Below are 17,339 nucleotides of genomic sequence, written 5' to 3' on the forward strand. Positions count from 1 at the left end.
CGAATAAAGTCGGCACCGTTCATTCACTGACCCGGGAACCCTGCATGTCCAAGCACAGCATTCAAGACAAAGTCGTTCTGGTCGCCGGCGGCGCCAAGAACCTGGGCGGCCTGCTGGCCGCCGACCTGGCCCGGCACGGCGCCAAGGCCGTCGCCATCCACTACCACGGCGCGGCCACCCAGGCCGAGGCCGAGCAGACGGCGGCGACCGTGCGGGCGCTCGGCGCCAAGGCCGTGGCCCTGCAAGGCAACCTGACCACCGGCGCCGCGATGGAAAAGCTGTTCGCCGACGCCAGCGCCGCCATCGGCCGGCCCGACATCGCGATCAACACGGTGGGCAAGGTGCTGAAGAAGCCGTTCGCCGAGATCACCGAGGCCGAGTTCGACGACATGGACGCGATCAACAACAAGTCGGCCTTCCTGTTCCTCAAGGAAGCCGGCAGGCACGTCAACGACCACGGCAAGATCGTCACGCTGGTGACCTCGCTGCTGGGCGCCTTCACGCCCTTCTACGCGTCGTATGCCGGCACCAAGGCGCCGGTGGAGCACTACACGCGCGCGGCGGCCAAGGAGTTCGGCGCGCGCGGCATCTCGGTGACCGCCGTCGGCCCGGGGCCGATGGACACGCCCTTCTTCTACGGCCAGGAAGGCGCCGACGCGCAGGCGTACCACCAGAGCGCCGCCGCCCTCTCGCCCTTCAGCAAGACCGGCCTGACGGACATCGAGGACGTGGTACCTTTCATCCGCCACTTGGTCAGCGACGGCTGGTGGATCACCGGCCAGACCATCCTGATCAACGGTGGCTACACCACCAAGTGACACGCCCTCTATCGAAAGCCCGAACCCATGCACATGCTTCTGGTCATCGTTGGCGGCGCCGGGCTGCTGGCGCTGTTCGTCCTGTTCGGCTGGCTCTGGGGCGCCAGCACCGCCGGCATGGCGCTGGCCGCCAAGGCGTTCATTCCGGTGTGGCTGCTGGTGGCCACCGCCAATCTGTGGGTAGGCGTGGCGCACGCGGGCTACAGCGTGCGCGAGGAACTGCCCATCCTGATCGTCGTGTTCGCCGTGCCGGCCGCCGTGGCCGCGGTCACGGTGTGGTGGCTCTCGCGCGCCTGAGCCCGATGGTCCAAGCCAGCGCCCCGCGCGCGTGCCGCGGCGCCGCCGACACGCCCGCGCAAGCCCAGGCGGTGGTGGACTACTGGCACGCCAACAGCGCCCACTGGTTCAACAAGAGCCCGGCCTTCGACCGGCGCTTTCGCGAGCGGTTTCTGCCGCTGCACGAGGCGGCCGCGCGCGGCGGCCTGCACGCCTGGCAGGACACGCCCATCGGCGCCCTCGCCCTGCTCATCCTGCTGGACCAATACCCGCGCAACGCCTTTCGCGGCACGCCGCGGATGTACGCCACGGACGCGCAAGCGCGCCAGGTGGCCCGCCATGCCCTGGCACGCCAGCACATGCAGGCCGTGGCAGCGCCGTTGCGCCTGTTCTTCTGCCTGCCCTTCGCCCACTCCGAAGAGCTGGCCGACCAGGATTTGTCGGTGCAACTGAACGCCCAGTTGGGCGCCGCGTGGCAATCCCACGCCGAGGGGCACCGCCGCATCATCCGCCGCTTCGGGCGCTTTCCGCACCGCAACGCCATCCAGCGGCGAACGACCACCGCCGAGGAACAGGCGTTTCTGGACCAGGGCGGCTTTGCCGGATAGCGGCTGGCCGCGCCATCGACGAAAAGCCCGTGGCGACACGGGCTTTTTCATGAACGGGACGCCAGCGCGCGCTCAGGCCGCGGGCTTGCCGACGAACCGGAACACCCCCGGCTCCTTGATCGGATCGACGCTGACGTCGATCTCGGTCTTGGGCGGGAACTTGCCCCCCAGCAGATCCCTGGACAGCGGGTTCTCGATGCGCTGCTGGATGGCGCGCTTGAGCGGCCGCGCGCCGAACACCGGGTCGAACCCGACCTTGGACAGCTCGGCCAGCGCCTGGTCCGACACCTTCAGGTGCAACTCCATCTTGGCCAGCCGCTCGGCGAGCACCTTGAGCTGGATCTTGGCGATCTCGCCGATCTGGCTCGCGTCCAGGCCGTGGAACACCACGATCTCGTCGATCCGGTTCAAGAACTCGGGGCGGAAGTGGTTCTTCAGCTCGCCGAACACGGCGTCCTTGACGTCCTCGTACGGCTTGCCGGCCATCGCCTGGATCAGCGGCGAGCCGATGTTGCTGGTCATGATGATCACCGTGTTCTTGAAGTCCACGGTGCGGCCCTGGCCGTCGGTCAGGCGGCCATCGTCCAGCACCTGCAGCAACACGTTGAACACGTCGGGATGGGCCTTCTCGATCTCGTCGAACAGGATCACGCTGTAGGGCTTGCGGCGCACCGCCTCGGTCAGGTAGCCGCCCTCGTCGTAGCCCACGTAGCCGGGCGGCGCGCCGATCAGGCGGGCCACCGAATGCTTCTCCATGAACTCGCTCATATCGATGCGGATCATGTGCTCGGGGCTGTCGAACAGAAAGGTCGCCAGCGCCTTGGTCAGCTCGGTCTTGCCCACGCCGGTGGGGCCGAGGAACAGGAACGAGCCCAGCGGCCGGTTCGGGTCCGACAGGCCCGAGCGCGAGCGGCGGATGGCGTTGGCCACGGCAACAATAGCCTCGTCCTGCCCCACCACGCGCTGGTGCAGGGCGTCTTCCATCTGCAGCAGCTTCTCGCGCTCGCCCTGCATCATCTTGCTGACGGGGATGCCGGTGGCGCGGCTCACCACTTCGGCGATCTCCTCGGCGCCGACCTGGGTGCGCAGCAGCTTGTGGCCGGACTTGGCCTCGGCGCCGGCCTCCTGGGCCTGCGCCTCCTTGAGCTGCTTCTCCAGCGCCGGCAGGCGGCCGTACTGCAGCTCGGCGACCTTGTTGAAGTCGCCCTTGCGGGTGGATTCCTCGATCTGGAACTTGATCTGGTCCATCTCCTTGCGGATCTGCTCGCTGCCCTGGGCGCTGGCCTTCTCGGCCCGCCACACCTCGTCGAGGTCGGCGTACTCCTTCTCCAGCTTGGCCAGGTCGTCCTCGATCAGCGCCAGGCGCTTCTGCGAGGCCTCGTCCTTCTCCTTCTTCATGGCCTCGCGCTCGATCTTGAGCTGGATCATGCGGCGCTCCAGCTTGTCCATGACCTCGGGCTTGGAGTCGATCTCGATCTTGATCTTGGCCGCCGCCTCGTCGATCAGGTCGATGGCCTTGTCGGGCAGGAAACGGTCGGTGATGTAGCGGTGGCTCAACTCGGCGGCGGCCACGATGGCCGGGTCGGTGATGTCCACGCCGTGGTGCACCTCGTACTTCTCCTGCAGGCCGCGCAGGATGGCGATGGTGTCCTCCACGCTGGGCTCGTCGACCAGCACCTTCTGGAAGCGCCGCTCCAGCGCGGCGTCCTTCTCGATGTACTTGCGGTACTCGTCCAGCGTTGTGGCGCCGATGCAGTGCAGCTCGCCGCGCGCGAGGGCGGGCTTGAGCATGTTGCCGGCATCGATCGCTCCTTCAGCCTTGCCGGCGCCGACCATGGTGTGGATCTCGTCGATGAAGAGGATGATGCGGCCTTCCTCGGCCGCCACTTCCTTCAGCACCGACTTCAGGCGTTCCTCGAACTCGCCGCGGTACTTGGCGCCGGCCAGGAGGCCCGCCATGTCCAGCACCAGCACGCGCTTGTCGCGCAGGGTGTCGGGCACCTCGCCGGCCACGATGCGCTGGGCCAGCCCCTCGACGATGGCGGTCTTGCCCACGCCGGGCTCGCCGATCAGCACCGGGTTGTTCTTGCTGCGCCGCTGCAGCACCTGGATGGCACGGCGGATCTCGTCGTCGCGGCCGATCACCGGATCGAGCTTGCCCAGGCGGGCGCGCTCGGTCAGATCGAGCGTGTACTTCTTCAGCGCCTCGCGCTGGCTCTCGCCCTCGGCCGAGTCCATGGTCTGGCCGCCGCGCACGGCGTCGATGGCGGCCTCCAGGCTCTTGCGGGACAGGCCGTTCTCCTTGGCGATGCGGCCGGCCTCGCCCTTGGCGTCGCCGAGGGCCAGCAGGAACATCTCGCCGGGCACGAACTGGTCGCCGCGCTTGATGCTCTCCTTCTCGGTGGCCTGCAGCAGCCGGATGAGGTCGGGGCCGGGCTGCACCTGCTCCTGGCCCTGCACGGTGGGCAGGCGCTTGACGGCGGCCTCGGCGTCCTGGGCCAGCTTGGCCACGTTGACGCCGGCACGCGCCAGCAGCGCGCGCGGGCCGTCCTCCTGGCGCAGCAGGGCAGCCAGCAGGTGCACGGGCTCGATGTAGGCGTGGTCGTTGCCCAGCGCGAGCGATTGGGCGTCGCCCAGGGCTTCCTGGAATTTGGTGGTGAGTTTGTCGAGGCGCATGGTGGTGAATATCTCCTGAAACTGGTGCGGATATGGGGTTCACCCTGAGTGATTCAACTCCCCGGCCCGCCTCAGTCATGCAGTGGACAGATTCCGGCTGGGCACGCACCCATACGCACCTATACGCACCTATACTAAATTCCGGAAGCAAAAGCTTCCAGAAATCAATCAGGAGACATACCTTCATGCGTTCAGTATCCTTTTCCACGGCCGGCGTCCTCGCCGCCGCCCTGCTGGCCAGCGCCTGCACCACCGCGCCCAAGCCTCCCACCACGATGGCGGAAGTCGGCGAACTCCGCGCCGGCTCGGGCTACGTCAACGGCTACCTCACGCGCGCCGACATGGCCGACAGCCTGGCCCTGGTGCCCCCGCCGCCCGCCGAAAAGTCGGCGAGGCTGGCCGACGATGTCGAAGCCTACCGCGCCCTGACCGCCCTGCGCAACGGACCGCGCGGCGCCCAGGCCGCCAAGGACGCCGTACTCAAGTTCCCCGCCGCCGCCGACCACTTCGCCTGCGCGCTGGGCGTGCAGATTTCCGAGCAGAACACGCCGCACCTGAACATGCTGCTGCGCCGCACCCTGGCCGATGCCGGCGGCGCCACCTACAAAGCCAAGGACAAATACCAGCGCGCCCGCCCCTTCATGGTGTTCAACGAGCCCACCTGCACGCCCGGGGAGGAAGCCCACCTCAGAAAGGATGGCTCCTACCCCTCCGGCCACTCGGCACTGGGCTGGGCCTGGGCGCTGGTGCTGACGCAGGTCGCGCCCGAGCGCACCGACGCGCTGGCGCAGCGCGGCCGCGCCTACGCGCAGAGCCGGGGCGTGTGCGGCGTGCACTGGAAGAGCGACATCGAGGCCGGCCGCTTCGTCGGCTCGGCCGCCGTGGCCCGGCTGCAATCCAACGCCGTCTTCCAGGCGCAACTGGCCGAGGCCAAGAAGGAAGTCGCCAAGGCCCGCGCCGCCGGCTGGGTGCCGCCGGGCCCCACCTGCGCCGCCGAGGCCGCCGCCCTGGGCCTCTCGACCCAGCTCGCGCCCTGATATCGCCTTCAGCCCGGCGCGTTGGCGGCCGCGATGCCCCAGCGCGCCAGCGCCGCGTCATCCTGCACGCGGGCATCCACCCAGCGCACGCCATCCGGCGTGCGTTCCTTTTTCCAGAACGGCGCCTGGGTCTTGAGGTAATCCATCAGGAACTCGCAGGCCTGGAAGCTCTCGCCCCGGTGCGCCGAGGCCACCGCCACCAGCACGATCTGGTCCTGCGGCGACAGCAGCCCCACGCGGTGGACCACCCGCACGCCCAGCAGGTCGAAGCGGCGCAGCGCCTCGTCGATCATGGCCTCGACGGCCTTCTCGGTCATGCCGGGGTAGTGCTCCAGTTCCATCGCGCTCACCGGCTCGGCGCCGTTGCGGTCCCTCATGGTGCCGACGAAGGCGCATACCGCGCCCACGCGCCCGTCTCGCGCGCGCAAGGCGGCCAGTTCGGCCGAGACGTCGAAATCCTGGGTCTGGATGGAAACACGGGGGCTCATGGCAAGGGCATGGGTTCTGGCGCTGGGCGACCCCGCCAACTGTACCCCCCGACGACCCGGTTCGTCCGACCGTGCCGCGGGCGGCGGCGCCGCCGCGCGGGCGACCTGCTCAGCCGCCTGTGACCGGCGGGAAGAACGCGACTTCGGCGCCGTCGGCCAGCGGCGCCGACTCGTCGCTCATCACCTGGTCGAGCGCCACGCGCACCGCCCGCCCGCGCGCCAGCGCCTGGGCGTGCGCGCCGCCGCGAGCGATCAACTCGTCGCGCAGCGCCGCCAGGGTGGGCGCGGCGGTGGCCACGCGCTCGCTGCCGGCGTCCAGCGCCTCGCGGATCGAGGCGAAGTAGCGCACCGTGACCTGCTTCATGCGAGCAGCTCGGAAAAGGGAATGAAGCGCACGGTGTCGCCCTGGGCGATGGTCGCGCCCGCCGGGTGGTCGATCAGTCCGTCGGCCCAGTGCACCGAGGTGAGCACGCCCGAGCCTTGGTTGGGAAACAGGTCCAGCCCGCCGGAGGCATTGCGCCGCGCGCGCAGGAATTCACGGCGTTTATCGGCCTTGGCCAGCGTGAAATCCGCGCGGGCAGCTATCGATGGCATAGCAACATCGACAGCGCCCTGCAGCCTGAGCAGGAACGGCCGCACCAGCATCAGGAAGGTGACGAAGCTCGACACGGGGTTGCCGGGCAGTCCGATGAAGTGCGCCTGCCCGCCCTCGGCGCGCCGCAGCCGGCCGTAGGCGAACGGCTTGCCGGGCTTCATGGCGACCTGCCAGAGGTCGAGCGTGCCGAGGCTCTCGACGGCGGGTTTGACGTGGTCTTCCTCGCCGACCGACACGCCGCCGCTGGTCAGCACCAGGTCGTGCTCGCGCGCGGCGGCCTGCAGCGCCTGCCGCGTGGCGTCGGCGCGATCGGGCACCACGCCCAGGTCCGTCACCACGCAGCCCGCGCGGCGCAGCAGCGCGTTCAGGAAATAGCGGTTGGAGTTGTAGATGGCCCCCGGCGGCAGGTCCTCGGGCGCCACGGCGCCGGGGGTGGCCAGTTCGTCGCCGGTGGCCATCAGGGCCACCCGGGGGCGGCGCGACACGGTCAGATCGTTCAGGCCGATTCCGGCGACCAGCCCAATGCTGGCGGGCGATAGCCGCTCCCCTTTTTGAAGCACCACGGCGCCCAGGGCGACATCCTCTCCGGCCAGGCGGACCGACCGCCCCGACGCCGGCGGGGCGTCGATGCGCACGCGCGCGCCGCCGTCGAGGGCCTGGGTGTCTTCCTGCATGACGACGGCATTGGCGCCCGCCGGCATCGGCGCGCCGGTGAAGATGCGCGCCGCGCTGCCCGGCGCCAGCGGCGCGCCGATGCCGCCGGCGGCGATGCGCTGCGTGACGTCCAGCACCGTCCCCGGCGCCGCGCAGTCGGCCGCGCGCACCGCGTAGCCATCCATCGCGCTGTTGTCGCAAGGCGGCACGGCAAGCCCGGACACCACGTCCCGCGCCAGCACGCGGCCGTCGGCATCGAAGGTGGGCACGGTCTCCGCGCCCAGCGTGGGCGCAGCCTGGGCGAGCAGGCGTTCGAGCGCTTCGTCCAGCGGCATCAAGGGCGGACGGCCAGGCGGCGGTGCCACATCCGCGCCCGTCATGCAAACACGTCGGACACGTAGCGCCCGGTCTCGCGCTCCACGCGCTCGGCCCAGGCTTCGGCCTCCTCGGCGCTCTTGTTCATCGCCTCCTGGTAGATGCGCATGAAGGTCTCGCGCACGGCGGGGGCCATGCGGCGGCCGTCGCCGCACACATAGACCGTGGCACCCTGGCGGAACAACTCGGCCACGTCGGCGCGGTCCTGCCACAGGCGGTGCTGCACGAAGGCCACGTCGCCTTGCGGCTGCTTGAAGAAGGCGGGGCGCACGCTGACGACGCCCGCCGCCGCCCACGCATCGAGTTCGTCCTTGTAGATGTAATCCACGTCGGGGTGGTCGCAGCCGAAGAACAGCAGCGACTTGCCCACGCTGCGCCCGCTTTGCGCCTGCCGTGCGCGCTCCTGCAAGAAGCCGTGGAACGGGGCCAGGCCGGTGCCGGCGCAGACCATGATCATGGGCGTTTCGGGGTTGCCAGGCGGGTGGAACAGGTCGTTGGACGGCCGCACCGCCAACGCCACGCGCGTGCCGGGCGCGGCGTTGGCCAGGAAGGTGGAGGCCATGCCCTGAAAACGCCCCTGGCCGGACAGCGCGGGCGCATCGACCACCGCCACGGTCAGCGTGCAGCGCTCGGCGTTCCACAGCGGCGAGGACGAGATGGAGTACTGCCGCGCGCGCGCTGGCGGCAGCATCTCCAGGAAGGCGGCGAAGCTCAAGCGGCAGGCGGGGTAGCGCTCCAGCAGTTCGAGCAGGCTGACGCGCTTGTCGAGCAGGTCGCGCTGGTAGGTTGTCTCGTCGGCCAGCGCGGCCAGTTCGCCCTGCTGCGGGCCTTCGGTCATGGCGGCCAACTGCGCCACCTGCCCGCGCGTGACGGGCTGGGCCAGCTCGACGTAGTGGAACAGCACCTCGCTGGCGTTCACCGGCAAGTCCACCGGCAGCGAGGTGACGCTGCCCTCGGGCTTGCGGATCACGATCTGGCTGTCGGAGGCGAGGTTGAAGCGCTTGAGCGCGCGCATGGTCACGCCGATGGGGTTGTGCGGCAGCACGGCCAGGTAGTCGCCGGCGCGGTAGCCCATGCCCTCGGGCAGCTTGATGTCGATGTGGCGCTTGGAGCGGCCCAGGGGCGAGGTCAAGTCCACCAGTTCGCGGTTTTCCAGCACTTCGCCGTACTGCAGGTCGGCCAGGCGCAGCAGCGAGGCCCGCGCGTCCTTGACCACCTCGACCTGCAACTGCGCGCCGCTGGGGGCGGCCTGCACCTGCTTGCCCAGCGCCTGGCCGAAGTCGGACCACAGGCCGGCGTACCAGTCGTCGAAGGCACCGAAGAAGTCGCCGCCGGCGTCGGTCTCGCCACGCCCGCGCAGGCGCGTGGCGCCGGCCGCTTCGAGCGCGGCGTCGAAGCGCTTGGGCACGGCCTGGTAGGTGCGCGCCCACTGGCGGTTGCCGCAGCCGAACACGGCGTAGCGCACGCCTGTCAGCTCGTCCGGTTTCAGGCCGTCGAGCCAAGCGGCGAACTGGCGCGCGTTGTCGGGCGGCTGGCCTTCGTAGGAGGCGGTGACGAGGATCACCGGGCCGTCGGTGGGCAGCCTGCCGGTGTACTCGTCCAGCGACGCCATCCGCGCGCCATAGCCCTGGGCGCCGGCCTCGTTGGCGATGCGTTCGGCAAAGGCTTCGGCCGAGCCGGTGTTGGAGCCGTAGAGCACCAGCAGCGGCGTGGTGGGGCCGTCGGGCGCCATGCGGGCGGCGGGCGCGTCGGCCCGCTTGGACGCGGGCGCCGCCGGCGCCAGCACGCTGCGCGGCTTGAAGGAAGTGGTGCCGCGCCGCTTGACGCGGATGCGCAAGCCCTCGGGCTTGAGCGTCAGCGTCTCGGCCACCTTGAGCTGGTAGCCGGGGTCTTCCTCGATCAGATCGAAGCGCTGCAGGATCATGGCCACGAGCAGGATGGCCTCCTGCATGGCGAACGGCCGGCCGATGCAGGCGCGCTGGCCGTTGCCGAAGGGCTTCCAGGCGTTGGGCGGCAGCTTTTCCATGTTTTCGGGCGTGAAGCGCTCGGGGCGGAAGCTCTCCACGTCGTCGCCCCAGACCTGGGTGTCGCGGTGCAGCGTGGGAATGAGCACCATCACCGTGTCGCGCTTGGTGAGGGCGTACTTGCCGCCGATCACCGTCTCGCCCAGCGGCTTGAGCGCGAAGGCCGGCGCCGTGGGCCAGATGCGCAGCGTCTCCAGCAGCACCTGCTCGACGTATTTCAGCTTGCCGATGTGCTCGACGCGCGGCATCTCGTCGCCCATCACGGCATCGACTTCGGCGCGGGCCTTGGCCATCACCTCGGGGTTCTTCATGAGGAAGTAAGTGGCGAACGACAGCATGCCACTGGTCGTCTCGTGCCCGGCGATGAGGAAGGTGATGAGCTGGTGGCGGATGTTTTCGTCCGACAGGCCCTCGCCCGTCACCGGATCACGCCCTTGCAGCATGATGCCCAGCAGGTCCTTCTTGCTGGCGCCATCGGGGTCGCGCTTGCGCTCGGCGACCAGCTCGCCGGCCACCTTGCGCATCAGCTCCAGGTCGTGCTCGTAGGCGCGGCGCTTGCCCACCATCAGCTTGCTGGCGATCTCGGGGCGGCGCGTGCGGGCGCCGGACTCGGCCAGCGCATCGACCATGGCGCCGACGAAGGGGTGCATCTCGCGCTGGTAGAAGCTGTTGAAGCGGTAGTCGAACGCGCACAGGGCGATGGTGTCCAGCGTCATGCGCGTCATGTCCTCGGTCACCTCGATGACGTTGGACGGGCCGAAGCGCTCCCAGCGCAGCAGCATCTGGTCGGCGATTTCGAGCATGCGGTCGAACATGCCGCGAATGCCCAGCGGGCCGAAGGCCGGCATCAGCAGGCGGTGTGCCACGGCCCAGTTGGGCTCGTCGGTCTTGGCTGTGAACAGGCCGTCGCCCGCGAAGTCGCGGATGTTCTTGAGCGCGCCGGACACGCGCTTGTCGAAGCGCGTTTCGTCGCAAACCTCGTTGACCAGCTCCTGCGAGCTGACGATGACCACCGGGGCGCCGAAGAAGTCGAGCTGGTAGATCGGGCCGTAGAGCTGCGCCAGGCGCATGAAGCCCTGGATGGGCGCGTCGCCGTCGACCGAGCGCAGGTTGCCGATGAAGGGGTCGGTCTTGGGTTGCGGAATGGGTTGGGTCTGAGCCATGGGATCTGCCTCTCTGGGGTTGTGAGTGCCGGCGGCTGGCGCGGCCTGCGCGGCAATCATAAGCGAGCCGGGCCAGCGGCAGGCTACCGGAAAACCCGCCACTTTTCATCGCCGGGCCGCCCCAAAGATGAAAAAGCCCCCTCGGGGGGCAGCGCAGCATGCGAAGCAGCGGAGCGTGGGGGCCTTCTCACGCGGCGTGGCGGCCGGCGTCGTACTCGAAGCGGCTGGCGTGGTCCATCAGCCACCGCGCCACGGCCTCGGCGTCGTTCAGATCGAGCACCGGGCGCAGGGTCGGCGCGGGCAGCCGGGCGGGGGAATCGGTGGCGATGGCGGCGATGAAGCCGTCGTCGGGGTAGCACACGGGCTGGGCGGCGGCGGCGCGCCAGACCTCGATCTTGGGCAGGTCGCAGTGCCTGAAGCCCTCCACCAGCACCCAGTCCACGCCGTCGTGCAGCTCGGCGATCAGGTGGTGCACGCTCAGGTCGGCCTCGCGCTCGAACTCGCGCATCAGCGCCAGGCGTCGGCTGGAAGCGATCACCACTTCGAAGGCGCCGGCCTCGCGGTGGCGAAAGCTGTCCTTGCCGGGGTGGTCGATGTCGAAGCGGTGGTGCGCGTGCTTGACCACCGACACGCGCTGGCCGCGCCGCTTGAGCGCCGGGATCACGCGCTCGATGAGCTGCGTCTTGCCGGCGCCGGAAAAGCCGGCGAAACCGACGACCTTCACCGCGCCACCCTCAGGATACTATGAAAATGGTAGCTGCAGGCGTAATATACATGCGGGTTAGAAGCCAATTTCATTCACATTCTCTGGCCACCAGCGCCTTGACGCCGGCGGCGTCGGCCGGCAGCACGCGCACGCGGCGCGGCAGGGCCTCGATGCCCTCGAAGCGGGCCGGACGGTCGGGCGCGCGGCCCAGCGCCTCCTCGATGGTGGCGGCGAACTTGATGGGCAGCGCCGTCTCCAGCACGATCATGGGCACGCCGGGGCGCAGGTGCTGGCGTGCCACTTTCACGCCGTCGGCGGTGTGGGTGTCGATGACGACGCCGTGCCGCTGGTCCACCTCGCGGATGGTGGCCAGGCGGTCGGCGTGGGTGCTCTTGCCACTGATGAAGCCGTAGCGGCCGGCGGCGTCGGCGAAGCGGGCGTCGCTACCCAGGTCGAACCGGCCGTCCGTGCCCAGCGCGTCGTGGAACATCGCGCGCGTGGCGGCCCCGTCGCGGCCCAGCAGGTCGAACACGAAGCGCTCGAAGTTGCTGGCCTTGCTGATGTCCATGCTGGGACTGGAGGTCTCATGCGTGTCGGCCGCGCCGCGCACGCGGTAGACGCCGGTGCGGAAGAACTCGTCGAGCACGTCGTTCTCGTTGGTGGCCACCACCAGCCGGTCGATGGGCAGGCCCATCATGCGCGCCACGTGGCCGGCGCAGACATTGCCGAAGTTGCCGCTGGGGACGGCAAAGCTCACGCGCTCGCCGTCGGACTGGGTGGCCTGGAAGTAGCCGGCGAAGTAGTACACCACCTGAGCCAGCAGGCGCGCCCAGTTGATGGAGTTGACGGTGCCGATCTTGTAGCGGGCCTTGAAGGCGAGGTCGTTGCTGACGGCCTTGACGATGTCCTGGCAGTCGTCGAACACGCCTTCGACGGCGATGTTGTGGATGTTGGGGTCTTGCAGGCTGAACATCTGCGCCTGCTGGAATGGGCTCATGCGCCCATGGGGGCTGAGCATGAACACGCGGATGCCGCGCTTGCCGCGCATGGCGTATTCGGCCGCGCTGCCGGTGTCGCCGCTGGTGGCGCCGAGGATGTTGAGCTGCTCGCCGCGCCGGGCCAGCTCGTACTCGAACAGGTGGCCCAGCAGTTGCATGGCCATGTCCTTGAAGGCCAGCGTGGGGCCGTTGGACAGGGCCTCCAGGTACAGCCCGTCCTCCAGTTTTTTGAGCGGCACGATCTCGCGCGTGCCGAACACCTCGGCCGTGTAGGTCTTGTCGCAGATCGTCTTCAAGTCGGCGGCGGGGATGTCGTCGATGTAGAGCGAGAGGATCTCGAACGCCAGCGCGGCGTAGCCCTGGCCGGCGTGCACGCGGCGCAACTCGGCCAGGCGGGCGGCGTCGATGCGCGGGTAGTGGTCGGGCAGGTACAGGCCGCCGTCGGGCGCCAGGCCCTCCAGCAGGATGTCGCAGAACTTGCGGGGGGTGGCGTCGCCACGGGTGGAGAGGTAGTTCATTCTTTCTTCAGCTCGAGAGCGCAAGCAACGGGATGGCGGCGGTCGCCATCGCTCGCCCCAGCACGGCATGCTGCGGCGCATCCAGATGCACGCCGTCCACCGCGCTGGTGGGCGTGACGCTCCCGGCGTCGAAGAAGGCGCAGCCTTCGGCTTCGCACAGGGCGCGCAAGGCATCGGCCAGACCGGCGCACCTGGCTTCGGCACCCTCGAATTTAGGAGCAATGGGCCCGCGTGCCACCTGGGCGGGAGGCGGGGCGACCACCAGGATGGGCGGCACGGGCATGCTGGGCTCGATGGGCGCGGTGCGGATGGCGTGGATCAGCGCGGCGGTGCCCTGGGCGCTGCCCCAGGTGTTGTTGGCGTGCATGACCTGGAAGTCGTTGGTGCCCAGCATCAGCACCACCAGCGCCAGCGGCGACTGGGCCTCGATGCGCTGCGCCAGCCCTTGCAGCCCGTTGCGGCCCGGCTTGAAGGGGTCGTCCCACACGGTGCGGCGGCCGTTGAGGCAGTCCTCGATCACGCGCACGCGCCGGCCCTGCGCGGCGAGCGCGCCTTCCATCACGCCGGGCCAGCGCGCATCGAACGCCAGCCGCTGGCGCGTGCCCGGCACGATGCCCCAGGACAACGAGTCGCCATAGACCAGGATGTGCTGCATGCCAAGCCGCGCGTTCAAGCCACGTTCAGCTCAGCTCTTCCTTGCGGATGCGCACGATGGGCGCCAGCACGCTGGGCAGGCCCTGCAACTGGGCCAGCGCCGCGTTCATGGCACCCTCGCGGGCCTCGTGCGTCAGGATGATCAGGTCGGTCTGGGTGCTGCCCTCGCCGCCCACTTCGTCGGCCTCGCGCTGCAGCAGGGCGTCGATGCTGATGCCGGCGTCGGCCAGGATGGCGGCCACGCGCGCCAGCACGCCGGCCTGGTCGGCCACGCGCAGGCGCAGGTAGTAGCTGGTGACGACGCGCTCCATCGGCAGCACGTCCACGGCGCTCATGGCGCCGGGATGGAAGGCCAGGTGCGGCACGCGGTGCCGCGGGTCGCTGGTCGCCAGGCGCGTCACGTCCACCAGGTCGGCGATCACGGCGCTGGCGGTGGGCTCGGCGCCGGCGCCCTTGCCGTAGTACAGCGTGGTGCCGACCGCGTCGCCGTGGACCACGACGGCGTTCATCGCGCCCTCGACGTTGGCGATCAGCCGCTTGGCCGGCACCAGCGTGGGGTGCACGCGCAGCTCGATGCCCTCACCCTCGCGCCGCTTGGTGATGCCCAGCAGCTTGATGCGGTAGCCCAGCTGCTCGGCGTAGCGGATGTCGGTGGCGGCCAGCCGGGTGATGCCTTCGACGTAGGCCTTGTCGAACTGCACCGGGATGCCGAAGGCGATGGCGCTCATGATGGCGGCCTTGTGCGCGGCGTCCACGCCCTCGATGTCGAAGGTGGGGTCGGCCTCGGCGTAGCCCAGGCGCTGGGCTTCCTTGAGCACGGCGTCGAAGTCCAGCCCCTTGTCGCGCATCTCCGACAAGATGAAGTTGGTGGTGCCGTTGATGATGCCGGCGATCCACTGGATGCGGTTGGCCGTGAGGCCCTCGCGCAGCGCCTTGATGATGGGGATGCCGCCGGCCACGGCGGCCTCGAAGGCCACCATCACGCCCTTGTCGGCGGCGGCCTTGAAGATCTCGGTGCCGTGCACGGCCAGCAACGCCTTGTTGGCGGTGACCACATGCTTGCCGGCGGCGATGGCCTCCAGCACCAGTTGCCGGGCGATGCCGTAGCCGCCGATCAGCTCGACCACCACGTCGATGTCGGGGTTGGCGATGACGGCGCGGGCGTCGCCCACCACCTGCACCTGGTCGCCCACGAGGGCTTTGGCGCGCGCGGTGTCGAGGTCGGCCACCATGGTGATCTCGATGCCGCGGCCGGCGCGGCGGAGGATTTCTTCCTGGTTGCGCCGCAGCACGCCGAAAGTGCCGCTGCCGACGGTGCCGATGCCCAGCAGGCCTACTTGGATAGCTTTCATGTCAAATTCTGAAGAAAAACCGTGGATGCCCTCACCATTCATGCGCGAGCAGCTCCTTTTTTGGTAGCAATCTCGACCACCGGCGCCCCTTTGGCGTGGCGTTGGCGGTACTGCTCGAGGAACTTCGCCAGGCGCCCGATGGCCTCGCGCAGGTCGTCCTCGTGCGGCAGGAACACGATGCGGAAGTGCTGGTTGTCCGGGTAGTTGAAGCCCGAGCCCTGCACCAGCATCACGCGCGTGGCGCGCAGCACCTCCATGAAGAACTGGCGGTCGTCCGCGATCGGGTAGACCCGGGGATCGAGGCGCGGGAACATGTACAGCGCCGCCTGCGGCTTGACGCAGCTGACGCCGGGGATGGCGGTGATCAGCTCGTAGGCCAGGTCGCGCTGGCGGCGCAGGCGGCCGCCCTCGCGGATCAGGTCGTTGATGCTCTGGTAGCCGCCCAGCGCCGTCTGGATCGCCCACTGGCCCGGCACGTTGGAGCCGAGCTTGAGGTTGGCCAGCATGTTCAGGCCTTCGATGAAGTCCTTGGCTATCTCTTTCGGACCCGAAATCACCATCCAGCCGGCGCGGTAGCCGCAGGAACGGTAGGCCTTGGACAGCGAGTTGAAGGTGAGCGTGAGCACGTCGGTGGACAGCGACGCCATCGCGGTGTGCCGCACCCCTTCGTACAGCACCTTGTCGTACACCTCGTCCACCAGCAGCACCAGGTCATGCTCGCGCGCCAGTTGCACGATGCCGCGCAAGAACTCGTCGCTGTAGAGCGCGCCGGTGGGGTTGTTGGGGTTGATCACCGCGATGGCGCGCGTGCGCGGCGTGATCTTGGCGCGCATGTCGGCCAGGTCGGGCATCCAGCCGTTGGCCTCGTCGCACACGTAGTGCACCGGCACGCCGCCCGAGAGGCTGGTCGCGGCCGTCCACAGCGGATAGTCGGGCGAGGGCAGCAGCAGCTCGTCGCCGTCGTTCAGCAACGCGTTGGTGGCCATCACGATCAGCTCGCTGGCGCCATTGCCCAGGTAGATGTCGTCCAGCGTCACGCCGGCGATGCCCTGCTGCTGCGTGTAGTGCATCACGGCCTTGCGCGCCGCGAAGATGCCCTTGCTGTCCGAGTAGCCGGCCGAATCCGGCAGGTTGCGGATCATGTCCTGCATGACCTCCTCGGGCGGATCGAAGCCGAACGGGGCCATGTTGCCAATGTTCAGCTTGATGATCTTCTGGCCCTCGTCCTCCATCTGCCGGGCTGCGTCCACGATCGGTCCGCGCACGTCGTACAGCACGTTGGCCAGCTTGGCTGATTTGGAGATCGTCTTCATGATGCAAAACCTCTTGGACGGCTTGCCCCGCAGGGAAACATAGAATTGGAACACATCCGCCGCACCAGGACATCTCCCCGCATGAAGTTCCAGTCCGACCAGTTCGGCGCCGCCATCACCGCCTACGGACCCGGCTGGGTCGCCGTCGGCAGCGAGCGCATCGAACGCAGCCTGCTGCTGCACAGCACCGGCGAGCGTGCCCCGTGGCCGTGCGCCCGATTCGACGAGCTGACGGCCGAGCACTTCGCCCCGCTGGCGGCCAGCCGGCCGGAGCTGGTGGTGTTCGGCAGCGGCGAGCGGCTGCGCTTTCCGCGCCCGGCGTGGATCCGGCCGCTCGTCGAGGCCGGCATCGGCATCGAAACCATGGACACGGCGGCGGCCTGCCGCACCTACAACATCCTGGCCAGCGAAGGCCGGCGCGTGGTCGCCGCGCTGCTGCTAGAGTCCGGCGCGCCGCGGGCGGATGGGTTAAAATAACGGGCTGGCAACTGTTGTCCGTGGCATCCGAGATCGTGGCGGATCGACGCTGCGGCCCGAAGATGCGGCGGCGCAGCCTGCGTGCCCCCGCTGCCCATCCCAAAACGTCCGGAGATTGAAGTTCATATGGCGATCGTTGTCAACAAACCCCTTCCCGAATTCGAAGCGATGGCCACCGGCGGCGTCAAAGTCACCAACACCACGCACGTCGGCCAAGCCCTGATCCTGTACTTCTACCCCAAGGACAACACGCCCGGCTGCACCACCGAGGCCATGCAGTTCCGCGACAAATACAGGGATTTCGTCAAGGCCGGCGCCGTGGTGTTCGGCGTCAGCCGCGACAACATGAAGTCGCACGAGGACTTCAAGTCCAAGCTGGAACTGCCCTTCGAGCTGATCGCCGACACCGAGGAGAAGATGTGCCACATGTTCGGCGTGGTCAAGAACAAGATCATGTACGGCAAGAAGGTCAAGGGCATCGAGCGCAGCACCTTCCTGCTCAACCCCGAGGGCATCCTCGTGCAAGAGTGGCGCGGCCTGAAGGTTCCCGGCCACGTGGAAGAAGTCCTGAAGGCCGTGAAGATCCTCAAGAAAGCCGCGTGAGCCC

At 69.0% G+C, this 17,339-nt stretch carries 15 protein-coding genes and 1 pseudogene; 6 read left to right on the top strand and 10 right to left on the bottom strand.

The window, feature by feature from the left end:
* The first annotated feature begins 44 nt into the window (after positions 1-44).
* From IPG65_RS16595 to IPG65_RS16605, 3 genes are read left to right on the top strand one after another with little or no spacing between them, the layout of a single operon-like run.
* On the top strand, positions 45-818 hold the full coding sequence (locus IPG65_RS16595; RefSeq protein WP_293191938.1) for an SDR family oxidoreductase: 774 nt from the start codon (positions 45-47) through the stop codon (positions 816-818).
* A gap of 27 nt (positions 819-845) precedes the next feature.
* Complete coding sequence (locus IPG65_RS16600) at positions 846-1,115, top strand: hypothetical protein (protein ID WP_293191940.1); 270 nt, start codon at positions 846-848, stop codon at positions 1,113-1,115.
* Positions 1,116-1,120: 5 nt separating this feature from the next.
* Complete coding sequence (locus tag IPG65_RS16605; RefSeq protein ID WP_293191943.1) at positions 1,121-1,702, top strand: DUF924 family protein; 582 nt, start codon at positions 1,121-1,123, stop codon at positions 1,700-1,702.
* 72 nt (positions 1,703-1,774) lie between these two features.
* On the opposite strand, the gene clpB is transcribed toward IPG65_RS16605, so the two are convergent.
* Positions 1,775-4,378, bottom strand: a complete 2,604-nt coding sequence (gene clpB, locus IPG65_RS16610) for an ATP-dependent chaperone ClpB (protein ID WP_293191946.1) — start codon at positions 4,376-4,378, stop codon at positions 1,775-1,777.
* Between the two features lie 185 nt (positions 4,379-4,563).
* Between clpB and IPG65_RS16615 the strand changes: the two genes are divergently transcribed.
* On the top strand, positions 4,564-5,415 hold the full coding sequence (locus IPG65_RS16615) for a phosphatase PAP2 family protein (protein ID WP_293191948.1): 852 nt from the start codon (positions 4,564-4,566) through the stop codon (positions 5,413-5,415).
* Positions 5,416-5,423: 8 nt separating this feature from the next.
* On the opposite strand, the gene IPG65_RS16620 is transcribed toward IPG65_RS16615, so the two are convergent.
* From IPG65_RS16620 to IPG65_RS16660, 9 genes and pseudogenes are all read right to left on the bottom strand, one after another.
* Positions 5,424-5,903, bottom strand: coding sequence for a molybdenum cofactor biosynthesis protein MoaE (locus IPG65_RS16620; protein WP_293191950.1), 480 nt, complete (start codon positions 5,901-5,903; stop codon positions 5,424-5,426).
* 109 nt (positions 5,904-6,012) lie between these two features.
* Positions 6,013-6,267, bottom strand: coding sequence for a MoaD/ThiS family protein (locus IPG65_RS16625; RefSeq protein WP_293191953.1), 255 nt, complete (start codon positions 6,265-6,267; stop codon positions 6,013-6,015).
* Positions 6,264-7,487, bottom strand: a complete 1,224-nt coding sequence (glp, locus tag IPG65_RS16630) for a gephyrin-like molybdotransferase Glp (RefSeq protein WP_293193817.1) — start codon at positions 7,485-7,487, stop codon at positions 6,264-6,266. The genes IPG65_RS16625 and glp overlap by 4 nt, the downstream gene beginning before the upstream one ends.
* A gap of 41 nt (positions 7,488-7,528) precedes the next feature.
* On the bottom strand, positions 7,529-10,714 hold the full coding sequence (locus IPG65_RS16635) for a cytochrome P450 (RefSeq protein ID WP_293191958.1): 3,186 nt from the start codon (positions 10,712-10,714) through the stop codon (positions 7,529-7,531).
* 187 nt (positions 10,715-10,901) lie between these two features.
* Positions 10,902-11,441: pseudogene (mobB, locus tag IPG65_RS16640) on the bottom strand (molybdopterin-guanine dinucleotide biosynthesis protein B); the annotation flags it as partial.
* A 67-nt stretch (positions 11,442-11,508) separates the two neighbouring features.
* Complete coding sequence (gene thrC, locus IPG65_RS16645; protein ID WP_293191960.1) at positions 11,509-12,936, bottom strand: threonine synthase; 1,428 nt, start codon at positions 12,934-12,936, stop codon at positions 11,509-11,511.
* Between the two features lie 7 nt (positions 12,937-12,943).
* On the bottom strand, positions 12,944-13,591 hold the full coding sequence (locus IPG65_RS16650) for an SGNH/GDSL hydrolase family protein (protein WP_293191962.1): 648 nt from the start codon (positions 13,589-13,591) through the stop codon (positions 12,944-12,946).
* A 25-nt stretch (positions 13,592-13,616) separates the two neighbouring features.
* Positions 13,617-14,942: a homoserine dehydrogenase gene (locus tag IPG65_RS16655; RefSeq protein WP_293191964.1), complete on the bottom strand. Its 1,326-nt coding sequence runs from the start codon at positions 14,940-14,942 to the stop codon at positions 13,617-13,619.
* Between the two features lie 38 nt (positions 14,943-14,980).
* Positions 14,981-16,255: a pyridoxal phosphate-dependent aminotransferase gene (locus tag IPG65_RS16660; RefSeq protein WP_293191966.1), complete on the bottom strand. Its 1,275-nt coding sequence runs from the start codon at positions 16,253-16,255 to the stop codon at positions 14,981-14,983.
* 81 nt (positions 16,256-16,336) lie between these two features.
* Between IPG65_RS16660 and IPG65_RS16665 the strand changes: the two genes are divergently transcribed.
* Complete coding sequence (locus IPG65_RS16665; protein WP_293191968.1) at positions 16,337-16,732, top strand: Mth938-like domain-containing protein; 396 nt, start codon at positions 16,337-16,339, stop codon at positions 16,730-16,732.
* Positions 16,733-16,858: 126 nt separating this feature from the next.
* Positions 16,859-17,335 (top strand): peroxiredoxin, encoded by a 477-nt coding sequence (locus tag IPG65_RS16670; protein ID WP_293191970.1) that lies wholly within the window; start codon positions 16,859-16,861, stop codon positions 17,333-17,335.
* Positions 17,336-17,339: the final 4 nt, after the last annotated feature.

This window comes from Ottowia sp. (assembly GCF_016703145.1).
In the GTDB taxonomy this organism is placed as follows: Bacteria; Pseudomonadota; Gammaproteobacteria; order Burkholderiales; family Burkholderiaceae_C; genus Ottowia.

Excerpts from the sequence above, each read along its gene's own strand:
- IPG65_RS16595 (WP_293191938.1), top strand. The coding sequence starts at position 45 with ATGTCCAAGCACAGCATTCAAGACAAAGTCGTTCTGGTCGCCGGCGGC.
- IPG65_RS16600 (WP_293191940.1), top strand. The coding sequence starts at position 846 with ATGCACATGCTTCTGGTCATCGTTGGCGGCGCCGGGCTGCTGGCGCTG.
- IPG65_RS16605 (WP_293191943.1), top strand. The coding sequence starts at position 1,121 with ATGGTCCAAGCCAGCGCCCCGCGCGCGTGCCGCGGCGCCGCCGACACG.
- clpB (WP_293191946.1), bottom strand. The coding sequence starts at position 4,378 with ATGCGCCTCGACAAACTCACCACCAAATTCCAGGAAGCCCTGGGCGAC.
- IPG65_RS16615 (WP_293191948.1), top strand. The coding sequence starts at position 4,564 with ATGCGTTCAGTATCCTTTTCCACGGCCGGCGTCCTCGCCGCCGCCCTG.
- IPG65_RS16620 (WP_293191950.1), bottom strand. The coding sequence starts at position 5,903 with ATGAGCCCCCGTGTTTCCATCCAGACCCAGGATTTCGACGTCTCGGCC.
- IPG65_RS16625 (WP_293191953.1), bottom strand. The coding sequence starts at position 6,267 with ATGAAGCAGGTCACGGTGCGCTACTTCGCCTCGATCCGCGAGGCGCTG.
- glp (WP_293193817.1), bottom strand. The coding sequence starts at position 7,487 with ATGCCGCTGGACGAAGCGCTCGAACGCCTGCTCGCCCAGGCTGCGCCC.
- IPG65_RS16635 (WP_293191958.1), bottom strand. The coding sequence starts at position 10,714 with ATGGCTCAGACCCAACCCATTCCGCAACCCAAGACCGACCCCTTCATC.
- thrC (WP_293191960.1), bottom strand. The coding sequence starts at position 12,936 with ATGAACTACCTCTCCACCCGTGGCGACGCCACCCCCCGCAAGTTCTGC.
- IPG65_RS16650 (WP_293191962.1), bottom strand. The coding sequence starts at position 13,591 with ATGCAGCACATCCTGGTCTATGGCGACTCGTTGTCCTGGGGCATCGTG.
- IPG65_RS16655 (WP_293191964.1), bottom strand. The coding sequence starts at position 14,942 with ATGAAAGCTATCCAAGTAGGCCTGCTGGGCATCGGCACCGTCGGCAGC.
- IPG65_RS16660 (WP_293191966.1), bottom strand. The coding sequence starts at position 16,255 with ATGAAGACGATCTCCAAATCAGCCAAGCTGGCCAACGTGCTGTACGAC.
- IPG65_RS16665 (WP_293191968.1), top strand. The coding sequence starts at position 16,337 with ATGAAGTTCCAGTCCGACCAGTTCGGCGCCGCCATCACCGCCTACGGA.
- IPG65_RS16670 (WP_293191970.1), top strand. The coding sequence starts at position 16,859 with ATGGCGATCGTTGTCAACAAACCCCTTCCCGAATTCGAAGCGATGGCC.